The following is a 25,087-nucleotide window of genomic DNA, read 5'->3' as shown; positions in this document are numbered from 1 at the left end:
ACTTCATCTCAAGTTTAAGAAGTTTGAGAAACTAGTAAAAATCTATAGTTTAAAAAAGAATCATCTTTTGAATGACTACTGTTCAGTGTAATGCCTTAATTTTTTTATACTCCCAAACTGATTTCTTTAACCAAAGAATTTAATAAAAAATCACCCTTTTAGGGTGAGGGATTTTTATTGACGATATAGTAATTTCGCGGCGATGAAAAAAAGTTAAAAAAACCTCTGGTTTTGAACACTATTTTATTGCTATGATGTATACTACTCAACCATTAACCGATGTATATATAACTTCTTATCAAGGAGTTTCTTTATATAATATAGGAAAGCAAAATCTTTCTGAGTTTTCAGATTTTGTGTTTAAACAGTACGCTTATCATTACTTTAAGAAATATAGTTGGTATCCCTCTTCAGGGGATCATCTAAATATGCGAAAAAGTGATGAGGAACAATTTAAGAATTCTGTATACTTTGGATTTAGAAGTTCACAACAAAATCTTCTGGGTACTATTAAAGCAACGCGCAAAAGAGAAGGGATACTTTTTCCTATAGAGTACGAATTCAATATTGATATTGAAAATGTTATAAAAAAGGTAGGACTACAAGTAAATGAAATATGGCATTTAGGAAGACTAGCTATAAATTCTGAAGAAATTAGAAAACAACAATTACCAATTACTTCGAGAGAAGTTCTTCGTTATTTACTATTACATTCTTTTGAAGTGATTAATCAACAGCCTGATAGCCTTATAATTGCAGAATCAGATGTTTTGATATACAAGATTTTTAGAGAACTAGGAGTTAATATGCAGATTATTGGTGATTTAAAAGAATGCCTTGGGAGTCCTACATATCCTGTGATTATTACAGACATAGGAAAGTGGATAAAAGAAAATACTATAAATAAACTAGAAGAGGTATTGTAATAAATAATATATGCCTTAGAAATAATAAGATAATGGATAAAGTTATAGAGCAGAGAGAAACAAAAAAGATTCCTGAGATGCACGATGATGAACGTTATCATAAAAATGTGCTATACATTAAAGCTCAGGAGCAGGATAAAATAAAGAATACCAAAATCCTGTTTGGAGGAGTAGGATTAGGAAGCGTTATAGCAGAAGCTGCTTTGAGATTAGGGTTTGAAAATTTTGTTTTTATTGATGGTGATGAGGTAGAGATATCTAATCTTAATCGTCAAAATTATGATGTAGAAGATATTAATAAATCTAAAGTTGAGGCTATTACAAAACGGTTGAAAAAAATCAATCCGGATGTCACCATAGAATATCATCATTTATTCCTGGAACCTTCAACAATTTCAAAATATGTAGAAGGGTGTGATATTGCAATCAATGCGATTGACTTTGATACAGCTCATACTCCTTTTGTTTTTGATGAGGTATGTAAAGAAAAAGGAATTTCTGTGATTCATCCTTTGAATTTTGGATGGGGTGGAGCAGCCTATGTAGTAACTCCGGATAGTGAGCAAATTTATGATGTAGAAAGAAACGACGGAAGATTTGAGTTGATATTAATCGAAAATATGCTAGAATACCTCAAAGAAAGAAAAGATATGGATTTGAGGTGGTTTTACGATTTTTTTGAATCGTATAAAAAGAATTCTACTAAAATAACCCCTCCACAATTGGTTGTAGGATCTCACTTGGCAGCTGCTTTGGTTAGTAATATTTTATTTTGCTTGGTTAATAACTTAGAAGTAAAGACTTTTCCAGAACCTTATTTTTTATCTACTAGATAAGATATTGAATATTCAATACATCCATCAATTGTAATCAGACTATCTAAATAACTTGAGTGTCACACAAGTTATTTAGATAGTCTTTTTGATAATAAAATTTAAAACGAACAAAATGAATCATAAATATTGTTTAAATTTTATATTGATTATGTGTTTTAATACTTCTGGTCTTCTAAATGTTAGAATAATTTGTATCCCTTTAGACCAGAATACTATTCTATAATAAATCTTTTAGTAAAACTATTTTTAGAGGATGCTCCAGAGTTTTTAAGTTCAATAATATACATGCCTTTTTGCAATGAGTGTATCGGAATAATTTGTTCAGTATTTAAAGTACCACTCATTACTTCTTGACCTAATAAATTTATAATGGTATAAGTATGATTTTTCTTTTTTGCATTAGAAAAAGAAATACGTATAGATGTATCTCCTTTAACTGGGTTAGGAGAAATTATCATTGTATTTTGAAAAGAAGGGAATGATAATGATTTTCCGTCACCAGAAATTATAACAGTATAGTCCTCTACTTCACCATATCCAATATCATCACAGCTATCAGGAATAGATTTATACTCCATAGATACTCTCATTCTGGTTGCGCCAGTACCAGCTCCTTGTGGAATGTTAAAAGTACCTGATACCGGAGTGTTTTTGGTTGCTTCTTGAGAGAAAACCTGTTCATTATTATCATTAAAATCACCATCTCGGTTGTAATCGATCCAAACCGAATACCCTTCGGGGTATGAGGTGCCACGAGGCCAATTAGGTGTTATCGTGATCGTATTTTCTGTACTTAGAGTTATTTGTAGGTCAGTATAATCACTATACCCATTAGTTGAAGCTTCGGATGGATTATCTATATTTTGTATTTGAACCCTTTGGATGTATTCGTAAGTTGTATTGTTACTGTTTGAAGAGCAATATGAAACTGGATCAGGATCAGAACCAGTTTTGTAAGTTACAGTAAGTTTAGCTGCCTTAGTAGCGTCTCCTTCATAAGAGTCAGCAACCCTTTTTGCATTAGTATCTGTTAGACTGGAACCCTTTCCTCGAATAATAAAACTCAAGCTATTTCCTGATACCCAATCATTCCTGTCTATTAAGAGCTGTATCATTTGTTTAAGATCTGGAGTTTTTTGATCCGATGAAGCTTGATCACTAGACCAGGCACCAGGAGTCCATACTATTTTTTCAGAAAAAGAACTTCGGGTAGATACCAGATTAGAGGTTGAAAAAGCAGGAGAATTAGCATGATTGTGTAGCGAGATCTCCAGTTCTGAATCAGTAGAATTAGATTCATCTGCAGTAAATTGAATATAAGCACTTTCTATAGTTGCATTTTTAGGTAATTCTACAGAATTGAAACGAAGTCCTACTACCTGTAATGAGGAATGATCATAAACTAATTCAAGATCACTACTGTTTAGGTTTAAATTTCCATTAGGTCCTTCTTCTACATCATCATTACCATTGTCAATCGATAATGTTATCGTTTGTATTGATGGATCTGGGTCAGGATCAGTAAAATTATCTTTACGAATAGTAAAATAATCAATTACAGCACCATCTCTATCCAGTTGCTTGTAATCAAGCCTTTTACCCTTAATATCCAATACTCCTGATCCAAGACTGGAATATACAAACTTATGTACAGGTTTTCCTTCAGAAGTGCTTCCTCTTTTTCCTGCATTACCAGTAGTAACATAAACGGTACCATCCTTAGTGGTTTTGTTATAAGCACCTCCATTATTTTCTTGCCCCATTCCATCATCTATAGCCATTGTATTTGGGTTCCAAGTGTTTGAGAGTCCGTAATGACCTTTAATTAATCCAGTTCTTTCGTATCTATGGCTATGACCGTATACAACCAAGTCAACTCCATATTCTTCTAAAATAGGAGCAAAACTTTCTCGTAACTCTACTAGATCACCTTCATCATCAGTATCGTGTCCATTGCTATACATAGGGTGGTGAAAATAGGCAACAATCCAATCCTGGTTGGTATTTTGTAAATCTTGGCGTAACCAGTTTGCCATAACTCCATTAGAGCTTTTGTCTTCATCAGAGGATTCGATAGTTACAAAATGAACATTAGCATAATCAAAAGAATAATAACCTTCTTTACCAGAAGGAGTACCTCTCATCTCTCCATTGGTAGGAAACGAAAAAATAGAATAATAGATATCTTCATAACCGTATAAGAGATCGTGGTTTCCTGTACTTGACCATAGGTGCGTATTAACCAATATGTTTTCATACATATTTTCGAATAATGCTGCTTGATATTGCTCATCTGTACCATAATCATAAGCATTATCACCTAATAATAACATTAGGTCTGGTGATGTATTGTTTGAGAAAGTTAAAAACCCATCTCGCACCGCACGCTGACGATCATTTTGAGTTCCTGGATCTCCTAAAATCCAAGTTCTAAAAGCTTCTTGTGATTCATAATTAGGAGCCGTTTTAAAAAACTGATTTAGTCTTCCATCATACAAATTAGATTGAGATCCTACCTTGTAGTAATATTTAGTATCTGAATTTAATCCAGATATCAATACTTCATGTTCTGTTGTCACAGCCGCATCCTGAGCCGTATGAATTAAATTATCGGTACTGTTTCCAAACTGCACTCTAGAGTTTTCGGCAACATCTGTCCTCCATTTTATAATAATACTTGTTGGGCTTCCTTGCTGGAGATATGGACCTCTTATAATTTCTTGGGCATTCAATTGAATATTAAATAAGCCAATGATCATAATAATCTGTAAACACTTAAGAGTAATTTTTTTCATGGTTTTATGAGTTTATGTTAATTTGTGTTCGTTATGGCGAAAGATTGATAAAAATATTCTGGTGATGTTTAGAATGAATATTTATCTTATAAAGAAGTATGTGTTATGTATGGTTTTAAAAGTTTTTTATTGCTTTTATCAGTGTTAAATTTAGGGTTTTGACACTATGTAAAGTGATTGAATTTTAACCATTTAATTAGTTATTTGTTGCTTTTTGCTTAATAGGATATTATTACGGGAATAATTACCAAAACGATATGGGGAAAATTCACTTAAATAATCCAAATGGCAAAAGAGTATTACATCTAAAGATGCATATTTGAAATACGATTATTTTTATAAAATTTTAAATGAAGTTCTTGATCTGTTTAAGTAATCAAATTACTCTAGGTTTTTGAAGAAAAACTTAGATGTTATAATGAGTTTGTAGATGAAATGATTATAACTCTTTATAAAGCATTGAAGAAGAAATCAAAATTTATATACCATATTACTAAAGTGTATAATATAAAAAACCGTTTAATAATTTGAAAATAGAAAGTCTCTAATACAATACTGTTTTATTAGAATATATTGAAGATTATCGATTTCTAACATCACTCTCAATCATCCCATCTCGTAGTCTGATAACTCGGTGTGCATGCTCAGCCACTTCTTCTTCATGAGTTACTACAATTACAGTATTACCTGCTGCATGGATATCATCTAATAACTGCATAATTTCCAACGAAGTTTTGGAATCCAAATTTCCTGTTGGCTCATCTGCTAGGATGATCGATGGTTTATTTACCAAAGCGCGTCCCACTGCTACACGTTGTCGTTGGCCTCCCGAAAGCTGATTAGGTTTATGATCCATACGGTCAGCAAGACCAACATCAGTTAGTACTTCTTCAGCTCTAGCAACTCTATCTTTTTTAGAAGTTCCTGCATATACCATAGGAAGTGCCACATTATCCAAGGCTGTGGTTCTAGGTAATAAATTAAAGGTTTGGAATACAAATCCAATCTCTCGATTTCGGATATCTGCTAGTTCATTATCCGTCATTTGACTTACATCATTTCCGTTAAGGTTATAACTTCCAGCTGTTGGTGTATCAAGACATCCTAAAAGATTCATAAGTGTAGATTTACCAGAGCCAGATGGTCCCATAATAGCCAGATAATCTCCTCTTACAATATCCAGATCAATACCTTTTAAAACATAAACTGTTTCTTGACCCAGTTGAAAATTTCTGACAATGCCTCTGATTTCTATAACATTTCCCATATGATGACCTTTAAGGTATGGTGAATATACGATTTTAGTCTATATGACGCATCAATGTAAAAGTTGTTACAAGCAAAAAAATAAAATACTTGAAATAATTTATTATTAAAAAATGCGAGTTTGATATTGAGTGTTGTTAATGGTCTTTAATTTTTAAAATAAAATTATCGGGAAGCCTCATTTTTATTGAGGTTTTTAAGTCTTTGAACCCTTTGGTATTTACAATAAGAAGTAGAAAACAATGATAGTTGTCATTTTTTGCAGAGATATAGAGAATTAATTTTACTTCAGTTTTAACCAAAATAATAAATATGAAAGCACTTAAGCGACCTACTCCTGTTAATGAAGAGATTGTGTTAGATCCAGAACAAACTATAATGAGTAAAACCGATCCTAAAGGAGTCATTGAGTATGCAAATGATTATTTTATGGAGATTAGCGGATATGAAGAATATGAACTCATAGGTCAGCCCCATAACTTAATCAGACATCCTGATATGCCTAAAGTAATTTTTAAATGGCTATGGAAACGTTTAAAAAGTAAAGAAAATATACATGCAGTTGTTAAGAACCTCGCTAAAGATGGAAGGTATTATTGGGTAATTACTGACTTTGAAGTAAAATTGAACGATCAGGGTGAAATAAAATCACTTTTTGGAAGGAGAAAGACACCGCCTAGAGCAACGATCGCTATAATCAAAGATTTATACCAGAAATTATTATCCATCGAACAAGCAGGTGGAATAGAAGTGTCAGAAAAATACCTGGTTGGATATTTAGAAGAAAAAGGAAAAACATATGATGAATTCATAGAAGAAATATGCTTTCTTCATAAAGAGAAAACGAATGATATGAAAGATTTACAATACTATAAAAGAAAAGGACTTTTTGTTAGAATGTTTAAATAAAATTTAATGAATAGTTTTTTATAATCTTATATGTGCAGAGGTTAAATAGCAAGAATGATTTTTAATCTCTGCATCTATAGCCGAATAGTAAAATGTTCTTTTACCTGTTCTTTTCTTAAAAAAACGAACCCTAGATGAAAGGTGTCAATAGTTACTTTTATTGAAGAGAGCAATTTTATTTTCTCCCAAACCTTAAGAGTATCATTAGATTCATATAAAGAATTTATGATAATAACAGTATCATTATGCGTCTTTGCTAGTATTTTTTTAAAGAAATCTAAGCTTTCATTTAAAGTAAGGATGTCGAGATAAATAAGATCATAATGCGAACAGTTTTCTATAGCATTTGTAATAGAAATAGTATTTTCTTTAGCTAAGATTTGATGTATTGTATCGTAAGAATCTCCGAGAACCAAGACCGTCTTACAATCTAGATATGGAATCAAACGGTTTAAAAGCTTGGCAATTCTTAAAGTTACAGGAAATGGTTTATTTTGTTTTACTATTGAAATAATAGATGGAGAAGAGGTTTTTTTTTCTTTATTATAAAAACACTTTGTTACCAAGTTGTATACAAAAGGAGAGTGTACTCCGTGTTGATTTGTAGATTTGGTAAGAAATTTTATATATGCTATAAATTTAAAGAACATCTTAAGGTGAATCGCTATGTTTTATGATTCAAGTTTTTCAGATAATTCGAACCAACGCATTTCATTTTCTTCGATCTCAGCAATGATTTTTTGTAGCTTTTGAGATTCTTCATTGATTTTATCACCATCTAGATTACCTTCAACAAAAAGAGCTTCAATTTCTTTTTTCTTGAGTTCTAATTTTTTTAGATCACGTTCTATTCTATTATATTCTTTTTGCTCGTTATAAGAAAGGCCAGCTTTATTATCCTTTTTCCAGGTTTTCTTGGTCTTAGCTTCTATATTTTCAACTTTAGGAGCTTCAGGCTCTTTACTGCTTTCATAAACTCGATAATCCGTATAATTTCCAGGAAAATCTTGTATAACACCATTACCTCTAAAAACGAATAGGTGATCAACAATTTTATCCATAAAATAACGATCGTGAGAAACCACCATAAGACACCCAGGAAAATCCAGTAAAAAGTTTTCTAAAACATTAAGTGTAACTATATCTAAGTCATTGGTAGGTTCATCCAGAATTAAAAAATTAGGATTTTGAATCAATACGGTACATAAATAAAGTCTTTTACGCTCACCACCACTTAGTTTTTCGACAAAATCATATTGCTTTTTACGATCAAATAAAAAACGTTCCAGCAATTGTTGCGCAGAGATTTGTCTTCCTTTCTTTAAAGGAATATAATCTCCAAACTCACGTATTACCTCAATTACCTTTTGTCCTTCTTTTATGGTAATCCCTCTTTGGGTATAATATCCAAATTTTACCGTATCACCAATAACTATTTTTCCTTGATCGGGAGTAATAGAACCTGTGATCATATTTAAAAAAGTAGATTTACCGGTCCCATTTTTACCTATGATACCTATTCGTTCTCCCTTTTTGAAAACATACTCATACTTATCTAGTAGTAATAAGTCTTCAAAACTTTTAGAAATTTTATGTAGCTCCAGAATTTTACTTCCTAATCGCTCCATATTAATTTCTAATTGTACTTCGTGATCATTTCTTCGTTTATGAGCTCGTTCTTTGATTTCATAAAAATCATCAATTCTGGATTTAGATTTGGTAGTACGTGCTTTGGGTTGGCGACGCATCCAATCTAATTCTTTTTTATAGAGCTGTTTTGCTTTATCAGTAGCGATTTGTTCATTACTGATTCTCGCTTCTTTATTATCAAGATAGTAAGCATAGTTACCTTTGTAACTGTATAATTTACCATTCTCGAGTTCTACAATTTCGTTACACACATTTTCTAAAAAATAGCGATCATGCGTAACCATAAATAGAGTGAAATTCTCTTTGGCAAAGTAATCTTCTAACCACTCAATCATTTCGAGATCCAGGTGGTTGGTAGGTTCATCGAGATATAATAAATCGGGTTTGCTTAATAATATATTGGCCAAAGCAAGCCTTTTCTTTTGACCTCCAGATAACTGATCTACTTTTTTACTAAGATCTTCTAATTTAAGTTTAAAAAGTATTTGCTTGTATTGCGTTTCAAAATCCCAGGCATTTATCGCATCCATTTGCTCAAAAGCTTTTTGATACTCTTCAGAATCATCTGGGTTTTGTAATGCTTTTTCGTAACGATTAATTACTTTTAAAGTCTCATTGTCTGAAGCAAAAATAGTTTGCTCAATCGTTAACTTAGGATCGAGATTCGGTTCTTGAGGAAGAAAAGCTACTTTTAGGTTTTTACGATACACCACCTGACCTTCATCGGGCTCTTCATCACCTGCGATAATGTTAAGAAGTGAAGTTTTCCCTGTTCCGTTTTTTGCTACAAATCCTACTTTTTGCCCTTCATTAATCCCAAAAGATATGTCTTTAAATAAAACACGTTCTCCAAAAGATTTGGCTATATTTTCTACTGATACGTAATTCACAATTTTTTCTAAAGTTGCAAAGGTACAAAGTTGTGAAGTAACAATGTAGGTACTTTTGTAAATTCAACTAAACTTTATTTCTGCGTCGGGTAATTGAAAACAAAAAGATAAAGATCATTAAGAAAATAGAGATTCGAGCAATGTAATCTCCAGCTTTTACATAAAAAGTAATTTTGTCATTAGTTTTTAAGTTTCCTATGAGAGCTCCTTGTTTTTCATATCCAAGAGAAGAAACAATGTTTCCTGTCTGATCGATGATTGCTGAGATCCCTGTATTTGCACTTCGAGCGATGCTTCTTCTGGTTTCGATGGCTCTTAGCTTTGCATAGGCGAGGTGCTGTCTATGTCCTTGAGTGTTTCCCCACCAGGCATCATTCGTAATAATAGATAAAAAATGAGCTTGATTTCTTACGTACCCAGTCACATATTCGCCATATACACTTTCATAACAAATGATAGGAGCAACGCCAATACTATCTTTAGTAAAAAATACTTCGCGATCTTCTTGTGTAGTCTTTTTTGCAACCGTTCCTCCCAGATCGATCATAACATCACCAAGAATAGGCTTTAAAACACTCTGATATGGAAAATTCTCAACGCCAACAACGAGTTTACTTTTATGGTATAACTCATCCGTTGCGTCGGGACGAACAAAAAAGGCAGAATTATAATCATCATAAAAAATATTCTTTTTATAAATATTGGTCTGAGGACGCATTCTGGATGGGTCGTTAAAAACATCGATTAATGAGATACCAGATAGAAAATGAGTTTGTGGATACTCATTAACAATCTTCCAGGCTGTTTTTTTGGCAATTGAATTCTTAAAATTGTTTAACCTGTTATTATCCGCAAAAACGGTCTCAGGAGCAATAACAAAATCTGTTTGCGAAGTAATTACGGTATTGGTCAGAGAATCAAGTAATCGTCCTACACGATCATCAGAAGTGTTATATTTTTCTGTATATGGATTGATATTAGGTTGTAACATAATTACTTCAACATCTTTACCTTTTTCAGTATATGTTTTTAGTATAATTACAGATAATATAATAGGTATAATGATAATACTTGCATTGCGTAGTGCAGATCGGTATAAAATTGTTTTGTCTTTATGTTCCATAAATAGTAGGATACTTTTAAAAACCCCAATATTTACAATCCAAATCCATAGTGTGCCTCCAAAAGTACCAGTGTATTCATACCATTGAATCCAGGAAGTATAATTTGCAAAACCATTACCTAGATTAAGCCAAGGCCACGAAATCTGCCATTGAAGATGTAAATATTCAAAACTTATCCATAGACATACCAGAAAAAGAGATCCAATTAAAAATGAAGCTTTTCTAGCAATAATATGATATACTAAAAATACAATGGCCATTAATGCCGTATTTGTTATTTCTGCAAACCACATCCCAAAGGCAGAAGAATTATAGATCCACCAGGTAGTGATCATATTCCATATAAAAAAGGCAAGAAATGCTAATCCAAATACTTTAATGATATGATATTTAGTATGGCGTATTTTATATTCAGCAATTAAGAGAGGAATAAAACCAAAAAATAGAAATAAAGGAAAACCGTAAGTAGGCCAGCTGATAGAAAGTAATAAGCCCGTAAGTATTGCAAATAATAGGTTTTTCACACGTTTAAATTTTATTAATCATTTAGTAATAAACTAATTATAAAATTGAGAACGCGTGCAAACACTTCGTTCTCTCATTAAGAATTTTAAACACATTCTTTTATGAAGGAATTTTTAAATTTCTTAATGCTCGTTTCATATAAGAGTACTCTGTGTTAATAACGAAATTAAACTTATTTCGTTACAATACAGAAAATAGAATGATAAAAAAATGTAATGTTTTAAGAGATGTTACCTAAAAACGCTCCAGTCTACTTTTATCGAAAACACATTAGAATAAATAGCTGCACTTTGATCACCAATATCTGTCAAGGCATAGTCTACTTGAATTCCTTTGTATTGAAAACCTACACCAAAATTGGGCTGAAATCCAACTTCATCAGAGCCATCAAACTGCTCTATATTTTGAAAATTTCCAACACCACCTCTTAGATATACAATTTCTGAATAATCTAAAGCAAACCCAAAAGCAGGAGTCACACTTATTGCAGATGAAGAAATAATATCATTAGTTTCTGCAAAACGAACATTCATATCCAACTCAGTATTTAAAGAAAACTTTTTACCCAAGTCAAAACTTCTGGCAGCACCAAATTGTAATTTAGGAATAGTAATTTCAGTAGTCTCAGGTAGTTCCTGATCTCTTAATTGAGGTATCTGTTGTTCATCAGGAATTCCATCACCGTTAAGATCACCAACGGTAAACTCTTCTATCGTCCAGGCATTAAATGTGGTTGTAATATCTCTTACCATAATACCGAACTGCCAATTATTACGTTTATATTGAAGAGCAGCGTCAAAACCAAATCCCCAAGAAGATGCAAAATCACCAATAACTCTGCGTACTACTTTAGCATTAGCTCCATAACTTAACCCTTCGATTGGTAACTTTCTGGAGTATGAAAATGTAAAAGCATAATCTGCTGCAGAAAATAAATTGATTCTGGTATAATCAATATTACCATCAGCATCTACAAGACTAGTTGTATCTAAGATATCATCAACTCCAAAACGAATTAATGAAAAAGCAATGGCACTTTTTTCGTCTAATGGCATTCCAAAAGCCAAATAATCGTAATTGGCGATGTTAGCAAAATATGAGGCATGCATAAATGAAGCTTGATTATCTTCGAGATTAATTAATCCTGCCGGGTTCCAGTATCCAGAATTAACATCTCCAGAAGTGGCTACTACGGCATTAGACATACCTAAAGCTCCTGCATCAACACCTATATTGAGGAATTCATTAGAATATTTTCTGGTTGTTTGGGCCGAACCAATGAGGGTAACCAGAGCAACTAAAACAAATATTATTCTTTTCAATCGTAGCAATTTTTCACAAATATCTTACTATTTTTCAACATGATAAACTTTATTTGCCTTTTCATATTGTGTAACTACTATTAATAGACGAAAATAGTTTACTATTTTTACACAAAAATCTTACCAAATGTGGCTTAAAAAGCAAATTCCTAATAGTATTACTCTTTTAAACCTTTTATCAGGATGCATAGCAGTTATTTTTGCAGTCCAAAATAATTTGCCTGCTGCAGCATTTTTTGTAATGGCAGGTATAGGATTTGATTTCCTGGATGGATTTGCCGCTCGTATTTTAAAAGCACAAAGTGAATTGGGATTACAGCTGGATTCTCTGGCAGATATGGTTACTAGTGGCGTGGTTCCAGGAATAGTAATGTATCAGTTATTATCGCAGGTTTTTGGTAAACCTTTTTATATACAGCCAACCGATTGGAGTGCAGATGAGATTATATCGAGTTTTGATCTATCTTATATATCATTAATAGGTTTGTTCATTACTTTAGCCTCAGCATATCGATTGGCAAAATTTAATATAGATACACGTCAAACCACCTCTTTTATAGGGTTGCCGACACCTGCAAATACATTAGTAATTATCAGCTTACCTTTGATCCTTAAATTTCAGCCAGAGGATTGGGTAGTTGCTTTAATTCTTAATAAATGGTTTTTGATTGGGTTAACTATAGTAAGTTGTTACTTATTAAATGCAGAAATTAGATTGTTTGCCTTAAAATTCAAAACCTGGGGGTTTGCAGAGAATAAGGTTCGATACTTCTTCTTATTATTAACTATTATTTTGATTATACTTCTTAAATTTATAGCAATACCTTGTGCAATATTGTTATATGTATTAATGTCATTGTTTTTTGTAGAAAAAGAATAGACAGGATGAGTCCATTATATACTTAATGGGTTTTTATCTAATAAAGAAGAATAAAAAAAGCGAGACTAGCTCGCTTACTATTGTTTTTAAAATTATGGCAGACATAATTGAGGGTTAATACAACAAGGGTGTTGCCAGTTATGACTGTAACGACAATCAATAAAGTAATGCCCCGCATAAACTTTTTCCTGCTCTTTCTTTTCCAATACTTGAACATCTTTTAAATCTAAAATTCTTTGTAACATGGTTTTAAGTTTTAATTTATTAGATGTTTTAAAGATATATCTTTACTCTATAATTTAACTAGGTTAATGTAGATTACTAGAAGAATTATTATATTACGAAAAAGGGGAATTTTTACCTTTATCTAAATTCAGTTTTTTCTTGAAAAGTATCAAATATGTATCAATCCGATATTATTTTATACCCCTGAAAATAGGGAGAAATAAAAATCACTCTCTGAAAAAATACAAAGGAAAACTTATCTATTGACTAATTGTTGCCTGAAAGTTAGGTTTTCAATGATGTACTTAAAAATCTAATTTCTTTTTTCTAAGTTCAAAATTTTGACCTAAATATACTTTTCTAACCATTTCATCTTCTGCCAGTTCTTCTGGAATTCCTGCTTTTAGAATACTTCCTTCAAACATAAGATATGTTCTGTCAGTAATAGCAAGTGTCTCTTGTACATTATGATCGGTAATGAGTATACCGATATTTTTATTTTTAAGTTGAGCAACGATACGCTGGATATCTTCTACAGCAACAGGGTCTACTCCTGCAAATGGTTCATCCAGAAGTATAAAATTAGGATCTGTTGCCAAAGCTCTTGCTATCTCGGTACGACGACGCTCACCACCACTTAATAGATCACCACGATTTTTTCTGATATGCCCAAGACCAAATTCTTCGATTAAGGACTCCATTTTATGTAATTGCTCTTTCTTAGAAAGTTTGGTGAGCTGTAATACACTAAGGATATTGTCTTCGATACTCAATTTTCTAAAAACCGAAGCTTCCTGTGCTAAATAACCAATACCATTCTGAGCACGTTTGTACATTGGGAATTTGGTAATATCTGTATTATCCAGGGTGATTTGGCCACCATTAGGTTTTACCAAACCAACGATCATATAAAAAGAAGTAGTTTTTCCAGCTCCATTTGGTCCTAGTAGACCCACAATTTCTCCTTGATTTACTTCCAGAGAGATTCCTTTTACTACTTTACGACCTTTATACGATTTTATTAAATTATCTGCTTTTAACTGCATATCAGAATGACTTCTTTATTTATTGAGTGTTGCTAGAATGCGCCGGTAAATTTACATGATTCTTTTTAACCTATAACCTAGGAAGCATTTGCTTCTAGAGCATCCCAAAATTCGTAAGCTCTTCGCAGATGAGGAATCACAATAGTTCCTCCTACAAGTGTTGCTATGCTTAATGCTTCAACTACTTCTTGTTTTTGTAACCCTTCTTTATAACAGGTTTCCAAATGATAACGCACACAATCATCACAGCGTAAAACAGCAGATGCCACTAACCCTAATAATTCTTTTGTTTTAATATCCAGGGCACCTTCCATATATGCATTCGTGTCCAGGTTAAAAATTCTTTTGATAATTTTATTATTATCTTCAAGAATGCGTGAGTTCATTTTTTCTCTATACGCATTAAATTCATCAACTATATTGCTCATTTTGCGAGGTCTTTTAGTTTTTTATTTTGTCTTTTGATTACAATTTTGGAAATAACTATACTTACTTCATAAAGTATTAAAATAGGAATTGCTACAATCACCTGACTTGCAATATCCGGTGGAGTAATTACTGCAGAAAGTATTAATACAACTACCAATGCATATTTGCGATATTTTTTTAAGAATTCTGGAGTGACCAATCCAACTTTGGTTAAGAAAAACATGATAACCGGAAGCTCAAAAATCAATCCACATGCGATTACAGAGGCTCTAACCAATGCGATATAACTATCAATGTCAAATTCGTTCAATACTTCTTTACTTACTTGATATCCTCCTAAGAAATTGATAGATAGTGGAGTGATAACATAATATCCAAAAAGAACTCCTAAGAAAAACAAGAATGAACAGGTGATGATAAATCCTTTAGAATATTTTCTTTCATTATCATACATCGCCGGAGCAATAAATTTCCAGAATTCATATAATACATATGGAAATGCTAATATAAATCCAGCAGTAATAGAAGTCCAGATATGTACAGAGAATTGACCTGCTACTTTTCTGCTTTGTACACTAAAAGGTAATTCTTTAAAACAAAGACTTTCATCAAGCCCAAGAAGTTTTGAGATATTACAAAGACCTTTATAGGTAGGGAAATCTGCTTTCTTTGGCCCAAAAATTATTACATCAAAAATAAATTCTTTGGCTATAAAAGCAGCGATACCCGCTATTAAAATAGCCACAGTAGCTCTAATTAAATGCCATCGTAACTCTTCCAGATGATCCAGAAAAGACATGGACTGAGGGTTCTTTTTAGTTGTGTTTCCCATTATAAAATGCCTTCTCTCATTAAATCATGAATATGTAAAATGCCTGAGTATTTCCCATTTTTTTCGGCAAGTAAATGCGATATTCCATATTCTTCAAGCTTGTCCAGAGCATCAATCGCCATAGCGTCACAATCGATACGTTTTGGGTTAGGAGACATGATATCTTTTGCTGTTAAGCCATCAAAAGAAGTATTTGAGGTTAACATTCGTCTTAAATCTCCATCCGTAATAATTCCAAGGATACTGCCATTATTTGTCACAGCAGTGGCTCCAAGTCTCTTTTCTGTAATCTCTACAATGACCTCATTAATATTAGAACCTGGAGATACCTGAGGTTTTTCGTTAGAATCAGTAATGTCATTTACTCGCAGGTATAATTTTTTTCCTAGTGCTCCGCCGGGATGATATTTTGCAAAATCTTTGCTGGAGAAACCTTTTAAATGCAATAAACAAACGGCCAGAGCATCACCCATAACCAATTGTGCAGTTGTACTTGTGGTAGGAGCGAGATTATTAGGGCATGCTTCTTTTTCTACATAAGCGTGTAAAACATAATCAGCTTCTTTTCCAAGAAAAGACTCCTTATTAGATGTAATACCAATTAAAGTATTGTTAAAGTTTTTAATTAAGGGAACCAACACCTTTATTTCTGGGGTATTTCCACTTTTTGAAATGCAAACAACTACATCATCTTTGAGAATATTCCCCAGATCTCCGTGTATTGCATCTGCTGCGTGCATAAACACTGCAGGCGTTCCTGTCGAGTTCATAGTCGCAACTATTTTTGATGCAATAATGGCGCTTTTCCCAATCCCTGTAATGATTACCCGACCATTAGAATGGCGGATCGTGTCTACAGCTTTGGCGAATTCATCGTCAATAAGTTGTTCTAAATAAGCAATCGCCTGTGCTTCTTCGGCGATCGTTTTTTTGGCATATGAAATAATAGTGTCTTGTGTAGTCAAAATTTATAAAAATTTCGTGTTATAAATAAAGATTTTATTATCTTTAAATATGCAAAGGTATGTAATACCTTATGAATATTAAATACCGTCTAAAAAAAGCTTAATATTTTAAGCTTTGTTTATATTTGGGAGGTAGAAAACTAAAAATGAAAACATCCACTAAACTTGTATTGGGGAACCAGGTTTTAGTGATAATGAGATCTTTATTTAATTGGTATATAAAAGTTAAACGATTTAATGAGTTTGAATGAAGCAGACTTACAAATTGCCTTAAAAAAGCATTTTGGTTTTAGTCAATTTAGAGGATTACAGGAAAAAGTTATTAATAGTGTTCTCACAAAGCAGAATACTTTTGTAATTATGCCTACAGGTGGTGGAAAATCCCTTTGTTACCAGCTACCTGCATTAATGTGTGAAGGAACTGCTATTGTGGTTTCTCCGCTTATTGCACTAATGAAAAATCAGGTAGATGCTATACGTAGTATTTCTTCAGAATATGGGATTGCCCATGTTTTAAATTCATCCCTGAATAAATCAGAAGTAAAGAGAGTTAAGGATGATATCGTTAATGGTGTCACTAAATTACTATATGTAGCTCCAGAATCTTTGACCAAAGAAGAGTATGTAGATTTTCTGAAAGGACAGAAAATATCATTCTTAGCGGTAGATGAGGCGCATTGTATTAGTGAGTGGGGACATGATTTTAGACCAGAATATCGTAATCTGCGTAACATTATAAAGCGAATTGGAGAAGATATTCCTATTATTGGACTTACTGCTACGGCAACACCAAAAGTTCAGGAAGATATATTAAAAAACCTGGGGATGAGTGATGCTCAAACTTTTAAAGCATCATTTAACAGGCCTAATCTGTTTTATGAAATACGTCCAAAAACCAAAAATGTAGATGCTGATATTATCCGTTTTGTAAAACAAAACAGTGGTAAAAGCGGTATTGTATATTGTCTTAGCCGAAAAAGGGTAGAAGAACTAGCACAAACTTTGGAGGTTAATGGAGTAAAAGCAGTACCATATCATGCAGGATTGGATGCCAAAACCAGGGCAAAACATCAGGATATGTTCTTGATGGAAGATACTGATGTTGTAGTAGCTACGATTGCTTTTGGGATGGGTATTGATAAACCCGATGTGCGTTTTGTGATCCATCATGATATCCCCAAAAGTATAGAGAGTTACTACCAGGAAACCGGTCGTGCAGGAAGAGATGGAGGAGAAGGACATTGTCTGGCATACTATTCTTATAAGGATATAGAAAAGCTGGAGAAATTTATGAGTGGTAAACCAGTAGCAGAACAAGAGATTGGTCATGCATTACTTCAAGAGGTTGTTGCATTTGCAGAAACATCTATTTCAAGACGTAAATTCATATTACATTATTTTGGAGAAGACTTTGATGACGTTCATGGGGAAGGAGCAGATATGGATGATAATGTACGCAATCCTAAAAAGAAACATGAAGCTCAGGATGAAGTAAAACTATTGCTCGAAGTAGTTAGCAAAACAGGAGCCATCTATAAATCCAAAAATGTTGTCAATACACTTATTGGTAAAAGCAATGCGTTAATCCTTTCTCATAAAACCAATGAACAAGCATTTTTTGGTTCTGGAAAATCGAAAGAAGATAAATATTGGATGGCGTTGATTCGTCAGGTACTGGTTGCGGGTTACCTGCGCAAAGACATTGAAACCTATGGAGTGATTAAAGTAACCCCAGAAGGAAGAGACTATATTGATACTCCAGTTAGTTTTATGATGACAGAAGATCATGTATATGATGAAACTAAAGATGATACTATCATAACCGCTGCAAAATCCGGAGGAAAAGGTGGTAGTGATGAAAAATTGATCGGGATATTAAAAGATCTACGTAAATCTGTAGCTAAAAAACTAGGTGTACCTCCTTTTGTGGTTTTTCAGGATCCGTCATTAGAAGATATGGCATTAAAATATCCTATTAGTGTTGAAGAATTAGGAAATGTTCATGGAGTAGGAGAAGGGAAAGCTAAGAAATATGGTAAAGAATTTGTTACCCTAATAGCTAAGTATGTAGATGAAAATGAGATTCTTCGCCCAGATGATTTTGTGGTAAAAAGTACTGGAGCTAATAGTGGTTTAAAACTATATATTATTCAGAACGTAGATAGAAAATTGCCATTAGATGATATTGCTGCGGCAAAAGGCATGCAAATGCCAGAATTTATCAAAGAAATGGAAGCTATTGTGTACAGTGGTACTAAGCTTAATATCTCCTATTGGATTGATGATATATTGGATGAAGATCAGCAGGAAGAGATACATGAGTATTTTATTGAAGCAGAAAGTGATAAGATTGATATTGCGATAGAAGAGTTTGATGGAGATTATGATGATGAAGAACTACGATTGTATCGTATCAAATTTATCAGCGAAGTAGCGAATTAATATACTTAAGATTAAATATAATAAAAAGGCTTTGAGATTTTCTCAAAGCCTTTTTATTTTACAATAATGTAATTTGGCATGAGAAAATCACGTCATTTTGAGGTTTTAAATGATCGATAACTAAACATAACAATAATTAATACAATTACTCCAATCAACAACCAAATCCAGTATCCATTTGATTCTGGGATCAAAGTACTGGTATCTCCAATAAGCACTAACGGCGCCCAATAATGAGGAGAAGCTTCTGCACCTTCATTACTATGTAAGTAATTTAATTTTGCCAGGTGTAAAGCTTCAGATTTAGTTTTACCTTCACTTAGATTTTTATAAAAGTCACCAGTAATCGTTGCAGTAGCTTTATCATTGGTATTCCAGAGAGATGGTACTACTGTATTAGCTCCTGATTTAAAAAAACCTCGGGCTAAGCTTAAAACACCTTCACCACGTCGTACTTCTCCAAGAGAAGTGTTACAAGCACTTAAAACTACCAACTCAGCTTCATTTGGTATAACATTGAGTTCTAAATCAGTGAGTTTTTCGTCATGAAATGCAATCCAAGGAGCAATAGAGTCAGAAGCATCAGCGTGTGTAGCTAAGTGCAAAATTTTATAATTACGGGCTTCTTTAATGAAGTTTTCTTTGGTAGCTTTTTCTTTAATTAATAATGAACCATCATAATAAGTATTCGCAGTACTAATTTCTGTTTTACTTTGATTTAAAGAAGTAAGCCCATCAGAAAATTGCACAGGAGCAATCCCTAAAAACTCTTTCTCCGCATTCCTTGAAACAGTTGTGTTTTCTTTTTGAAAAGATAAAGAATAGGTATAATTAATTTGAGAATCTTCTATAAGATATCTGCCTGAATCGATATCAGTAACCAAAGCTTCAAAAGGAATCATACTGATCATATGATCTGTTATGATGGTTGCTTTTTTATTTTTTAACTCTGTTCTAACCTCCATAGGTATCAAAGAAGTATACAATTGATATGCAGTTTTTTTGTAGGCAGCAATATCTTCTTCATTTTTAAATGGAGTGCTAAGTTGTTTTCTTAACGTATAGATATTGTCTAATAACTCTTTAATGTTTTCTAATTTAAAAAACACTTTTTGATCATTAAATAAAACGAGTCCATAAGCCTCAGGTAAAACTTCTGCAACCCTTTCTGCCATGACGTATTGAATTATAACTTGACTACTTTTTATTTTAATATCATTTATAGAAACTATCTTGGGTAAATTCTTTTTAAAAAAATAACTAGGGTAATCAGTAGATAAAGAATCTTTAAATTTTTTGAGAGTACTTTTGGTATTTAATATAACTTCTGAAATCGAATCTTTTTGATTATTTTGAGCAGTAAGAAAAAAGTTTTGTTGATCAATAATTTTTTGCTCTAATTCTTTTTCTTTTTCCAGAACTATCTCTGGAATATTAATCTTTTTCTTATTTAATTCTTGAATTAATAGTAAAGATTTATTTTTTTCCATAAAATAGTGTGCATCACTTATTCTATTGGATTGATAACAAGCTTCTAAACCTAAAATATAGATTTCTGAAGCTAAACTTCTCCATTGTAGTTCGGTTTTATATGAAAGATCTTCTTTTAATATTATGTCAATAAGTTGATCACTAGTTTTAACAACATCAATTGCTTCATGATAATCTGATAACTTTTGAGTTTGTTTGGCTAAAGCCAAATGAGTTAAAATTTTACGTTTCAAAAACTCCAAAAACAGCGCTTTATTGGTTATTTTATCCAATAATCTTTTTTCGGGTAACCATTTAAGATTATAAATTGTAGTATTAAAATATGATGAAAATGAATTTTTGTAATGCTTTAAAGCTGTAGAATAATCTTTTTCAGCATGAGCAACCATTCCTAATCCAGTGAGAATCCGAGGTGTTAGATTTTGATATTTATTAGATAGCTTAAGAGATTTATTGAAATATCTTTTTGCTAAAACAGGCTTTTCTTCTATATAAGCAATACCAAGATTATAATATGTGTTACAAAGAAAATGGGAATTATTAATTTCTTTTGCCCGTTTGAGTGCTTCTTCTAGATGTATCTTTGTTTTTTCGGGATCCCTAATACTAACACCTTCATAATATAACCCAGCAAGGTTTGTGTTTATAAGATATGAACTTTTAAGTTTATTTTTATTTTTAATAATTGAATCGGCAATTTGAAGATGTTTAAGGGCTTTTATTGCACTTTCTTTAGTTCTAATGTTTTTATAGGTAACAGAAATATTAATATGATTAGCAATAAGATATTTTTCTTGAGCTTTTGAATTGAAATAAGGAAATGCTTGAAGATGATTTTCAATAGAAGAATATGAATCACCTATTTCATCATAGCTTTCTCCAACTAAGCCATATGCTCTACCTCTTAAAAAATCGGTTCCTCCTAAATTGAGCATTTTTTGGAAATATTGAATGGCTATGGTATGATTTTCTTTTCTTTGATTATAAATTGCATAATTATAATAACTTCTTTTAAGAAGCTCTAGGTCATAAGGGGAAGCTTTTTCACGAGCTTTATAAGCGATCTCTACAATTTCAATTGCTGTATCCCATTTCTTTTCTTTATGAATCCATTTAGCCAATTGATGCGCATCATATCCAAGTTGAGTATAATCTTTATCTTTTTGATATTGATCTAAAATAGAGTAGTAGAGTTCTAGTTTATCATAATCACTTTCTGAAAGTTTATGTATAGAATCTAATTTTGCAGATATTTGTTGACCATAACCAATTATTGAGATTAGTATAACTATAAAAACGGTAATACGATTTTTTATAGCTTTATTCATTTTGAGGTTTTAAATGATCGATAGCTAAACATAACAATAATTAATACAATTACTCCAATCAACAACCAAACCCAATACCCATTAGATTCTGGTATTAGCGTACCAGTATCTCCAATAAGTACTAACGGTGCCCAATAATGAGGAGAGGCTTCTGCGCCTTCATTGTTATGTAAGTAATTAAGTTTAGCGAGGTGTAAAGCTTTTGATTTGGTTTTGCCTTCACTTAAATTTTTATAAAAATCACCGGTGATCGTTGCGGTCGCTTTATCATTGGTGTTCCAGAGAGATGGTAATACTGTATTAGCTCCTGATTTAAAAAAACCTCTGGCCAAGCTTGATACACCTTCACCATTATATAACTTCCCTAAAGAAGTGTTACAGGCACTTAATAGTACTAATTCAGCTTCACTTTTAAGTACATTAAGTTCTGGGAGTAGTAATTTTTTATTTTTAAACGCTATCCAGGGCATAATTGAATCAGAAGCATCTGCGTGCGTAGCCAGATGCAAGATTTTATAGTTACGAACTTCTTTAATGAAATTTTCTTTAGTTGCTTTTTCTTTAATTAATAAATCACCTGTATAATAATTAGATCCTGTTTGGATTTCATTTTTACTACCTTTTAGTGGAGTTAGTTTGTCTGAAAACTCTATAGGGGCAATTCCAAAGAATTCCTTATCAGCATTACGTTTGATTGACTCCATCTTTTTAGAAAAAGATAAAGAATACTCATAACTAATTTCACATTCTTCAATAAGATACGTATTCGTTTTATTGTCTGTAACCAAAGCTTCAAAAGGAATGAAATTGAGAATGTTATCAGCTACAATTGTAACTTTTTTGCCTTTAATTTGGTTTTGTATTTCTTTTGAAAAAAGTGCGTCGTAAATGTTATATGCAGTAGAGTAATAAGCAAATTCTTCTTCTTCCGTTATAAAAGGCTTTTGCAAAAGCTTTCTAAGAGTTTTGATATTAGAAATCAATTCTTCTATATCCGTAATCTTAAAAAGTGTAGTATTTTTTGATGATGTCATCATTCCATATGCTCTGGGTAGTGATCCTGCAACAATGGGAGACATAGAGAATTGTAGAATGACCTGATTGGGTTTAGGTGTAACATTTTTGAGAGATATTACCTTAGGAACCTCAGGAGTCTCTGAAAAATGTATTGGATAAATAGGGCGTAGCGAATCTTTAAAATTTTGAAATTTCTCTTTTATGTTAAATGAAAGGTTAGATAAGGAATCTTTGATTTTATTAGATGCTTTTTTTAGTTGCAACTCTAAGTCTACAATGTTATTTTCATACCGTAATTCAGTATCTAATATCGTAGCAGGAATATCTTCATTTCTTCTATCAAGGTCTTGGATTAATAATAAGGCTTTGCTTTTTTCGATAAGATAAAAAGCATATTCCTGATCTTGAAGTAAATAACTGGCTTCTAATCCTAGTATATATATTTCGGCGGCGACATCTCTCCAGAATAACTTAGTATTATTTGAGGTGTCTTCTTCTAATAAAATATCAATAAGTAGATCACTCATTTTGGTAATCTGTATTACTTTATTAAAATGAGTAGGCTCATTAGCATCTTGCCCCCAGGCAATTAAATTTTCTTGCCAACTTTTTAAAATCTCTAATAAAAAAGTTTTGTCTTTGATTTCAATTAATTTTTTCTTGTTGATTGAAAAAAGTGAATCTAAAGTGTTTTGATTAAAGATATGTGATAAAGACTTTTTGTAATAAAAATCAGCTTTTTCGTAGCTTTTACTTTTAAAATAAACTTCTGCTATACCAAAAAAATTGGAATTATTATAAGGATTCTCTTTGTATTCCAAAGATTTATTGAAGTATTGTAAAGCTTTATTTGGATTAATAGAGATATTTGAAAGCCCTAAGGCATAATATGTTTGTCCAATTAGAATAGGTCGATTTAATTCTTTTATATTGATTAAAGTTTCTTCAAAATATTTTATTGCTTTTTTGTAATCAAATAGACTTTGTCTGTATAATGCTCCTAAATAAAAGTTAATCTGATACTTTAATCTATTATTTTTAGATTCATAAACTTTAACTAAAGAATCAGCTTTAAGTAAATGTGATATTGCCGCCTTTGAGTTTTCTTTATTCCTTATTCTTTTATTAATAATTCCTAATTTGATATAACTCCTAATTACTTTATTATAATCTTTACGGATGTCATAATGTATTAAAGATTGTTCAACATATCTTAGCGCATGATGATGATCATTTAACTTGGAATAACAATCTCCTATTTCTACATATGCTCTACCATTAAGATGATAAGATCCTTCAATTTTTAGCAATTGATTAAAATACGTGATGGCAAGAGCATAATTTCCATTTTTTTTATTATAAAACCCTAAATTAAATTGACTTCTTCGATGATCAGTAGGATTATAAGGGTTGGCTTTTTGTCTTCCTTTGACAGCTATACCCGCAATTTCTGCAGCTTTTTCTGTTTTTTTTTGCTTATATAGCCATCGAGAAACATGATGAGCATCATGGCCAAGCTGATAATAATCTTGATTCTCTTTTAATTTTTGCAGGTGATTATAGTACAATTCATTTTTTATGTTTTGATCAATAGATAAATTATGGATAGAGTCAAGTTTGTCAGAAGTTTCTTTTTGACCAAATAATAAATGGGTAGAAATACATAAAAAAAGAAATAGAGGGATTGATAATCCCTCTATAAATATGTTTTTTGACGTAATATTATATTTCATAATTTCATCAAAATCTAAATTAATCAAAAGTGAATTGTCCATTTTGTTGGTCGTTCATCTTCTTCATCTTCTTCAATTATTACTTTACCATCTTCTTCAGGTTTTCCATCTGAGGAAGTAATTCCTCCAAACCCTACTAGATCTCTCAATGGGACATGCCAAATATTAAGATCTGTGGTGCCAGTTAATACATTCACTGATAAAAGGAGTCCGGGAAATACATGTTCTCTAAAGGCTAGGGCAATTTTTTCTTGCTCTTTAAAAGTAGAGAATTTTGGATAGGTTACATTAAGTTTAACCCATTCCATCTCTTGTTCGTCTCCTTCAATAAGAGTTAATCCTTTCTTTTCTAATAATAATTCTTCTTGCACAGAATTTTCTTCTGTAGAGCAGCTTTGTATTCCAATTGCAATAACTGCCATTACACATAATAAAATGATTTTTTTCATTCCTTAA

The 25,087-nt window shown here is 32.0% G+C and carries 18 protein-coding genes; 5 read left to right on the top strand and 13 right to left on the bottom strand.

The window, feature by feature from the left end:
* Positions 1–251 precede the first annotated feature (251 nt).
* Together U0D62_RS19675 and U0D62_RS19670 are read left to right on the top strand one after the other, a co-directional pair.
* The gene (locus tag U0D62_RS19675; RefSeq protein WP_322289044.1) at positions 252–926 is read left to right on the top strand and encodes a hypothetical protein; all 675 of its coding nucleotides are present in this window, start codon (positions 252–254) and stop codon (positions 924–926) included.
* Between the two features lie 32 nt (positions 927–958).
* On the top strand, positions 959–1,762 hold the full coding sequence (locus tag U0D62_RS19670) for a HesA/MoeB/ThiF family protein (RefSeq protein WP_322289043.1): 804 nt from the start codon (positions 959–961) through the stop codon (positions 1,760–1,762).
* 212 nt (positions 1,763–1,974) lie between these two features.
* Here U0D62_RS19670 and U0D62_RS19665 read toward each other — a convergent pair whose 3' ends face one another.
* Entirely contained in the window at positions 1,975–4,557 is a 2,583-nt protein-coding gene (locus U0D62_RS19665; protein ID WP_322289042.1) for a GEVED domain-containing protein, read from the bottom strand.
* A 580-nt stretch (positions 4,558–5,137) separates the two neighbouring features.
* Positions 5,138–5,824 (bottom strand): ABC transporter ATP-binding protein, encoded by a 687-nt coding sequence (locus U0D62_RS19660; protein WP_322289041.1) that lies wholly within the window; start codon positions 5,822–5,824, stop codon positions 5,138–5,140.
* A 311-nt stretch (positions 5,825–6,135) separates the two neighbouring features.
* On the opposite strand from U0D62_RS19660, the gene U0D62_RS19655 reads away from it, so the two are divergent.
* Positions 6,136–6,732 (top strand): PAS domain-containing protein, encoded by a 597-nt coding sequence (locus U0D62_RS19655; RefSeq protein ID WP_322289040.1) that lies wholly within the window; start codon positions 6,136–6,138, stop codon positions 6,730–6,732.
* A 74-nt stretch (positions 6,733–6,806) separates the two neighbouring features.
* Here the strand turns inward: U0D62_RS19655 and U0D62_RS19650 are convergent, their stop codons facing one another.
* The 4 genes from U0D62_RS19650 to U0D62_RS19635 form a co-directional block, all read right to left on the bottom strand.
* Complete coding sequence (locus U0D62_RS19650; RefSeq protein ID WP_322289039.1) at positions 6,807–7,382, bottom strand: hypothetical protein; 576 nt, start codon at positions 7,380–7,382, stop codon at positions 6,807–6,809.
* Between the two features lie 21 nt (positions 7,383–7,403).
* On the bottom strand, positions 7,404–9,272 hold the full coding sequence (locus tag U0D62_RS19645) for an ABC-F family ATP-binding cassette domain-containing protein (protein ID WP_322289038.1): 1,869 nt from the start codon (positions 9,270–9,272) through the stop codon (positions 7,404–7,406).
* A 67-nt stretch (positions 9,273–9,339) separates the two neighbouring features.
* Positions 9,340–10,920 carry an apolipoprotein N-acyltransferase gene (gene lnt, locus U0D62_RS19640; RefSeq protein ID WP_322289037.1) on the bottom strand — a complete coding sequence of 527 codons (1,581 nt, stop codon included), beginning with the start codon at positions 10,918–10,920 and terminating at the stop codon, positions 9,340–9,342.
* A gap of 231 nt (positions 10,921–11,151) precedes the next feature.
* On the bottom strand, positions 11,152–12,243 hold the full coding sequence (locus U0D62_RS19635) for a putative type IX sorting system protein PorV2 (RefSeq protein WP_322289036.1): 1,092 nt from the start codon (positions 12,241–12,243) through the stop codon (positions 11,152–11,154).
* A gap of 127 nt (positions 12,244–12,370) precedes the next feature.
* Between U0D62_RS19635 and U0D62_RS19630 the strand changes: the two genes are divergently transcribed.
* Positions 12,371–13,123 (top strand): CDP-alcohol phosphatidyltransferase family protein, encoded by a 753-nt coding sequence (locus U0D62_RS19630; RefSeq protein ID WP_322289035.1) that lies wholly within the window; start codon positions 12,371–12,373, stop codon positions 13,121–13,123.
* Between the two features lie 530 nt (positions 13,124–13,653).
* Here the strand turns inward: U0D62_RS19630 and lptB are convergent.
* The 4 genes from lptB to U0D62_RS19610 all read right to left on the bottom strand — a co-directional run bounded on the left by lptB (position 13,654) and on the right by U0D62_RS19610 (position 16,620).
* On the bottom strand, positions 13,654–14,394 hold the full coding sequence (lptB, locus tag U0D62_RS19625) for an LPS export ABC transporter ATP-binding protein (RefSeq protein WP_322289034.1): 741 nt from the start codon (positions 14,392–14,394) through the stop codon (positions 13,654–13,656).
* A 77-nt stretch (positions 14,395–14,471) separates the two neighbouring features.
* Positions 14,472–14,822 carry a carboxymuconolactone decarboxylase family protein gene (locus U0D62_RS19620; protein ID WP_322289033.1) on the bottom strand — a complete coding sequence of 117 codons (351 nt, stop codon included), beginning with the start codon at positions 14,820–14,822 and terminating at the stop codon, positions 14,472–14,474.
* The gene (tatC, locus tag U0D62_RS19615) at positions 14,819–15,655 is read right to left on the bottom strand and encodes a twin-arginine translocase subunit TatC (protein ID WP_322289032.1); all 837 of its coding nucleotides are present in this window, start codon (positions 15,653–15,655) and stop codon (positions 14,819–14,821) included. Before tatC ends, U0D62_RS19620 begins: the two co-directional genes overlap by 4 nt.
* On the bottom strand, positions 15,655–16,620 hold the full coding sequence (locus tag U0D62_RS19610; RefSeq protein ID WP_322289031.1) for a KpsF/GutQ family sugar-phosphate isomerase: 966 nt from the start codon (positions 16,618–16,620) through the stop codon (positions 15,655–15,657). Before U0D62_RS19610 ends, tatC begins: the two co-directional genes overlap by 1 nt.
* A gap of 237 nt (positions 16,621–16,857) precedes the next feature.
* Between U0D62_RS19610 and U0D62_RS19605 the strand changes: the two genes are divergently transcribed.
* Positions 16,858–19,062, top strand: coding sequence for a RecQ family ATP-dependent DNA helicase (locus U0D62_RS19605; RefSeq protein WP_322289030.1), 2,205 nt, complete (start codon positions 16,858–16,860; stop codon positions 19,060–19,062).
* A gap of 92 nt (positions 19,063–19,154) precedes the next feature.
* On the opposite strand, the gene U0D62_RS19600 is transcribed toward U0D62_RS19605, so the two are convergent.
* Genes U0D62_RS19600 through U0D62_RS19590 form a run of 3 tightly spaced genes read right to left on the bottom strand, consistent with a single transcriptional unit; the run spans position 19,155 to position 25,080 of the window.
* Positions 19,155–21,881 (bottom strand): CHAT domain-containing protein, encoded by a 2,727-nt coding sequence (locus U0D62_RS19600; protein WP_322289029.1) that lies wholly within the window; start codon positions 21,879–21,881, stop codon positions 19,155–19,157.
* Positions 21,878–24,673, bottom strand: a complete 2,796-nt coding sequence (locus U0D62_RS19595; protein WP_322289028.1) for a CHAT domain-containing tetratricopeptide repeat protein — start codon at positions 24,671–24,673, stop codon at positions 21,878–21,880. Before U0D62_RS19595 ends, U0D62_RS19600 begins: the two co-directional genes overlap by 4 nt.
* On the bottom strand, positions 24,655–25,080 hold the full coding sequence (locus U0D62_RS19590; protein ID WP_322289027.1) for a hypothetical protein: 426 nt from the start codon (positions 25,078–25,080) through the stop codon (positions 24,655–24,657). The genes U0D62_RS19595 and U0D62_RS19590 overlap by 19 nt, the downstream gene beginning before the upstream one ends.
* Positions 25,081–25,087 lie beyond the last annotated feature (7 nt).

The organism is Aquimarina callyspongiae (assembly GCF_034322225.1).
Taxonomy (GTDB): domain Bacteria; phylum Bacteroidota; class Bacteroidia; order Flavobacteriales; family Flavobacteriaceae; genus Aquimarina.
Note: the sequence above shows the minus strand (reverse complement) of the source record. Positions and strands in the feature narration are given on the sequence as shown.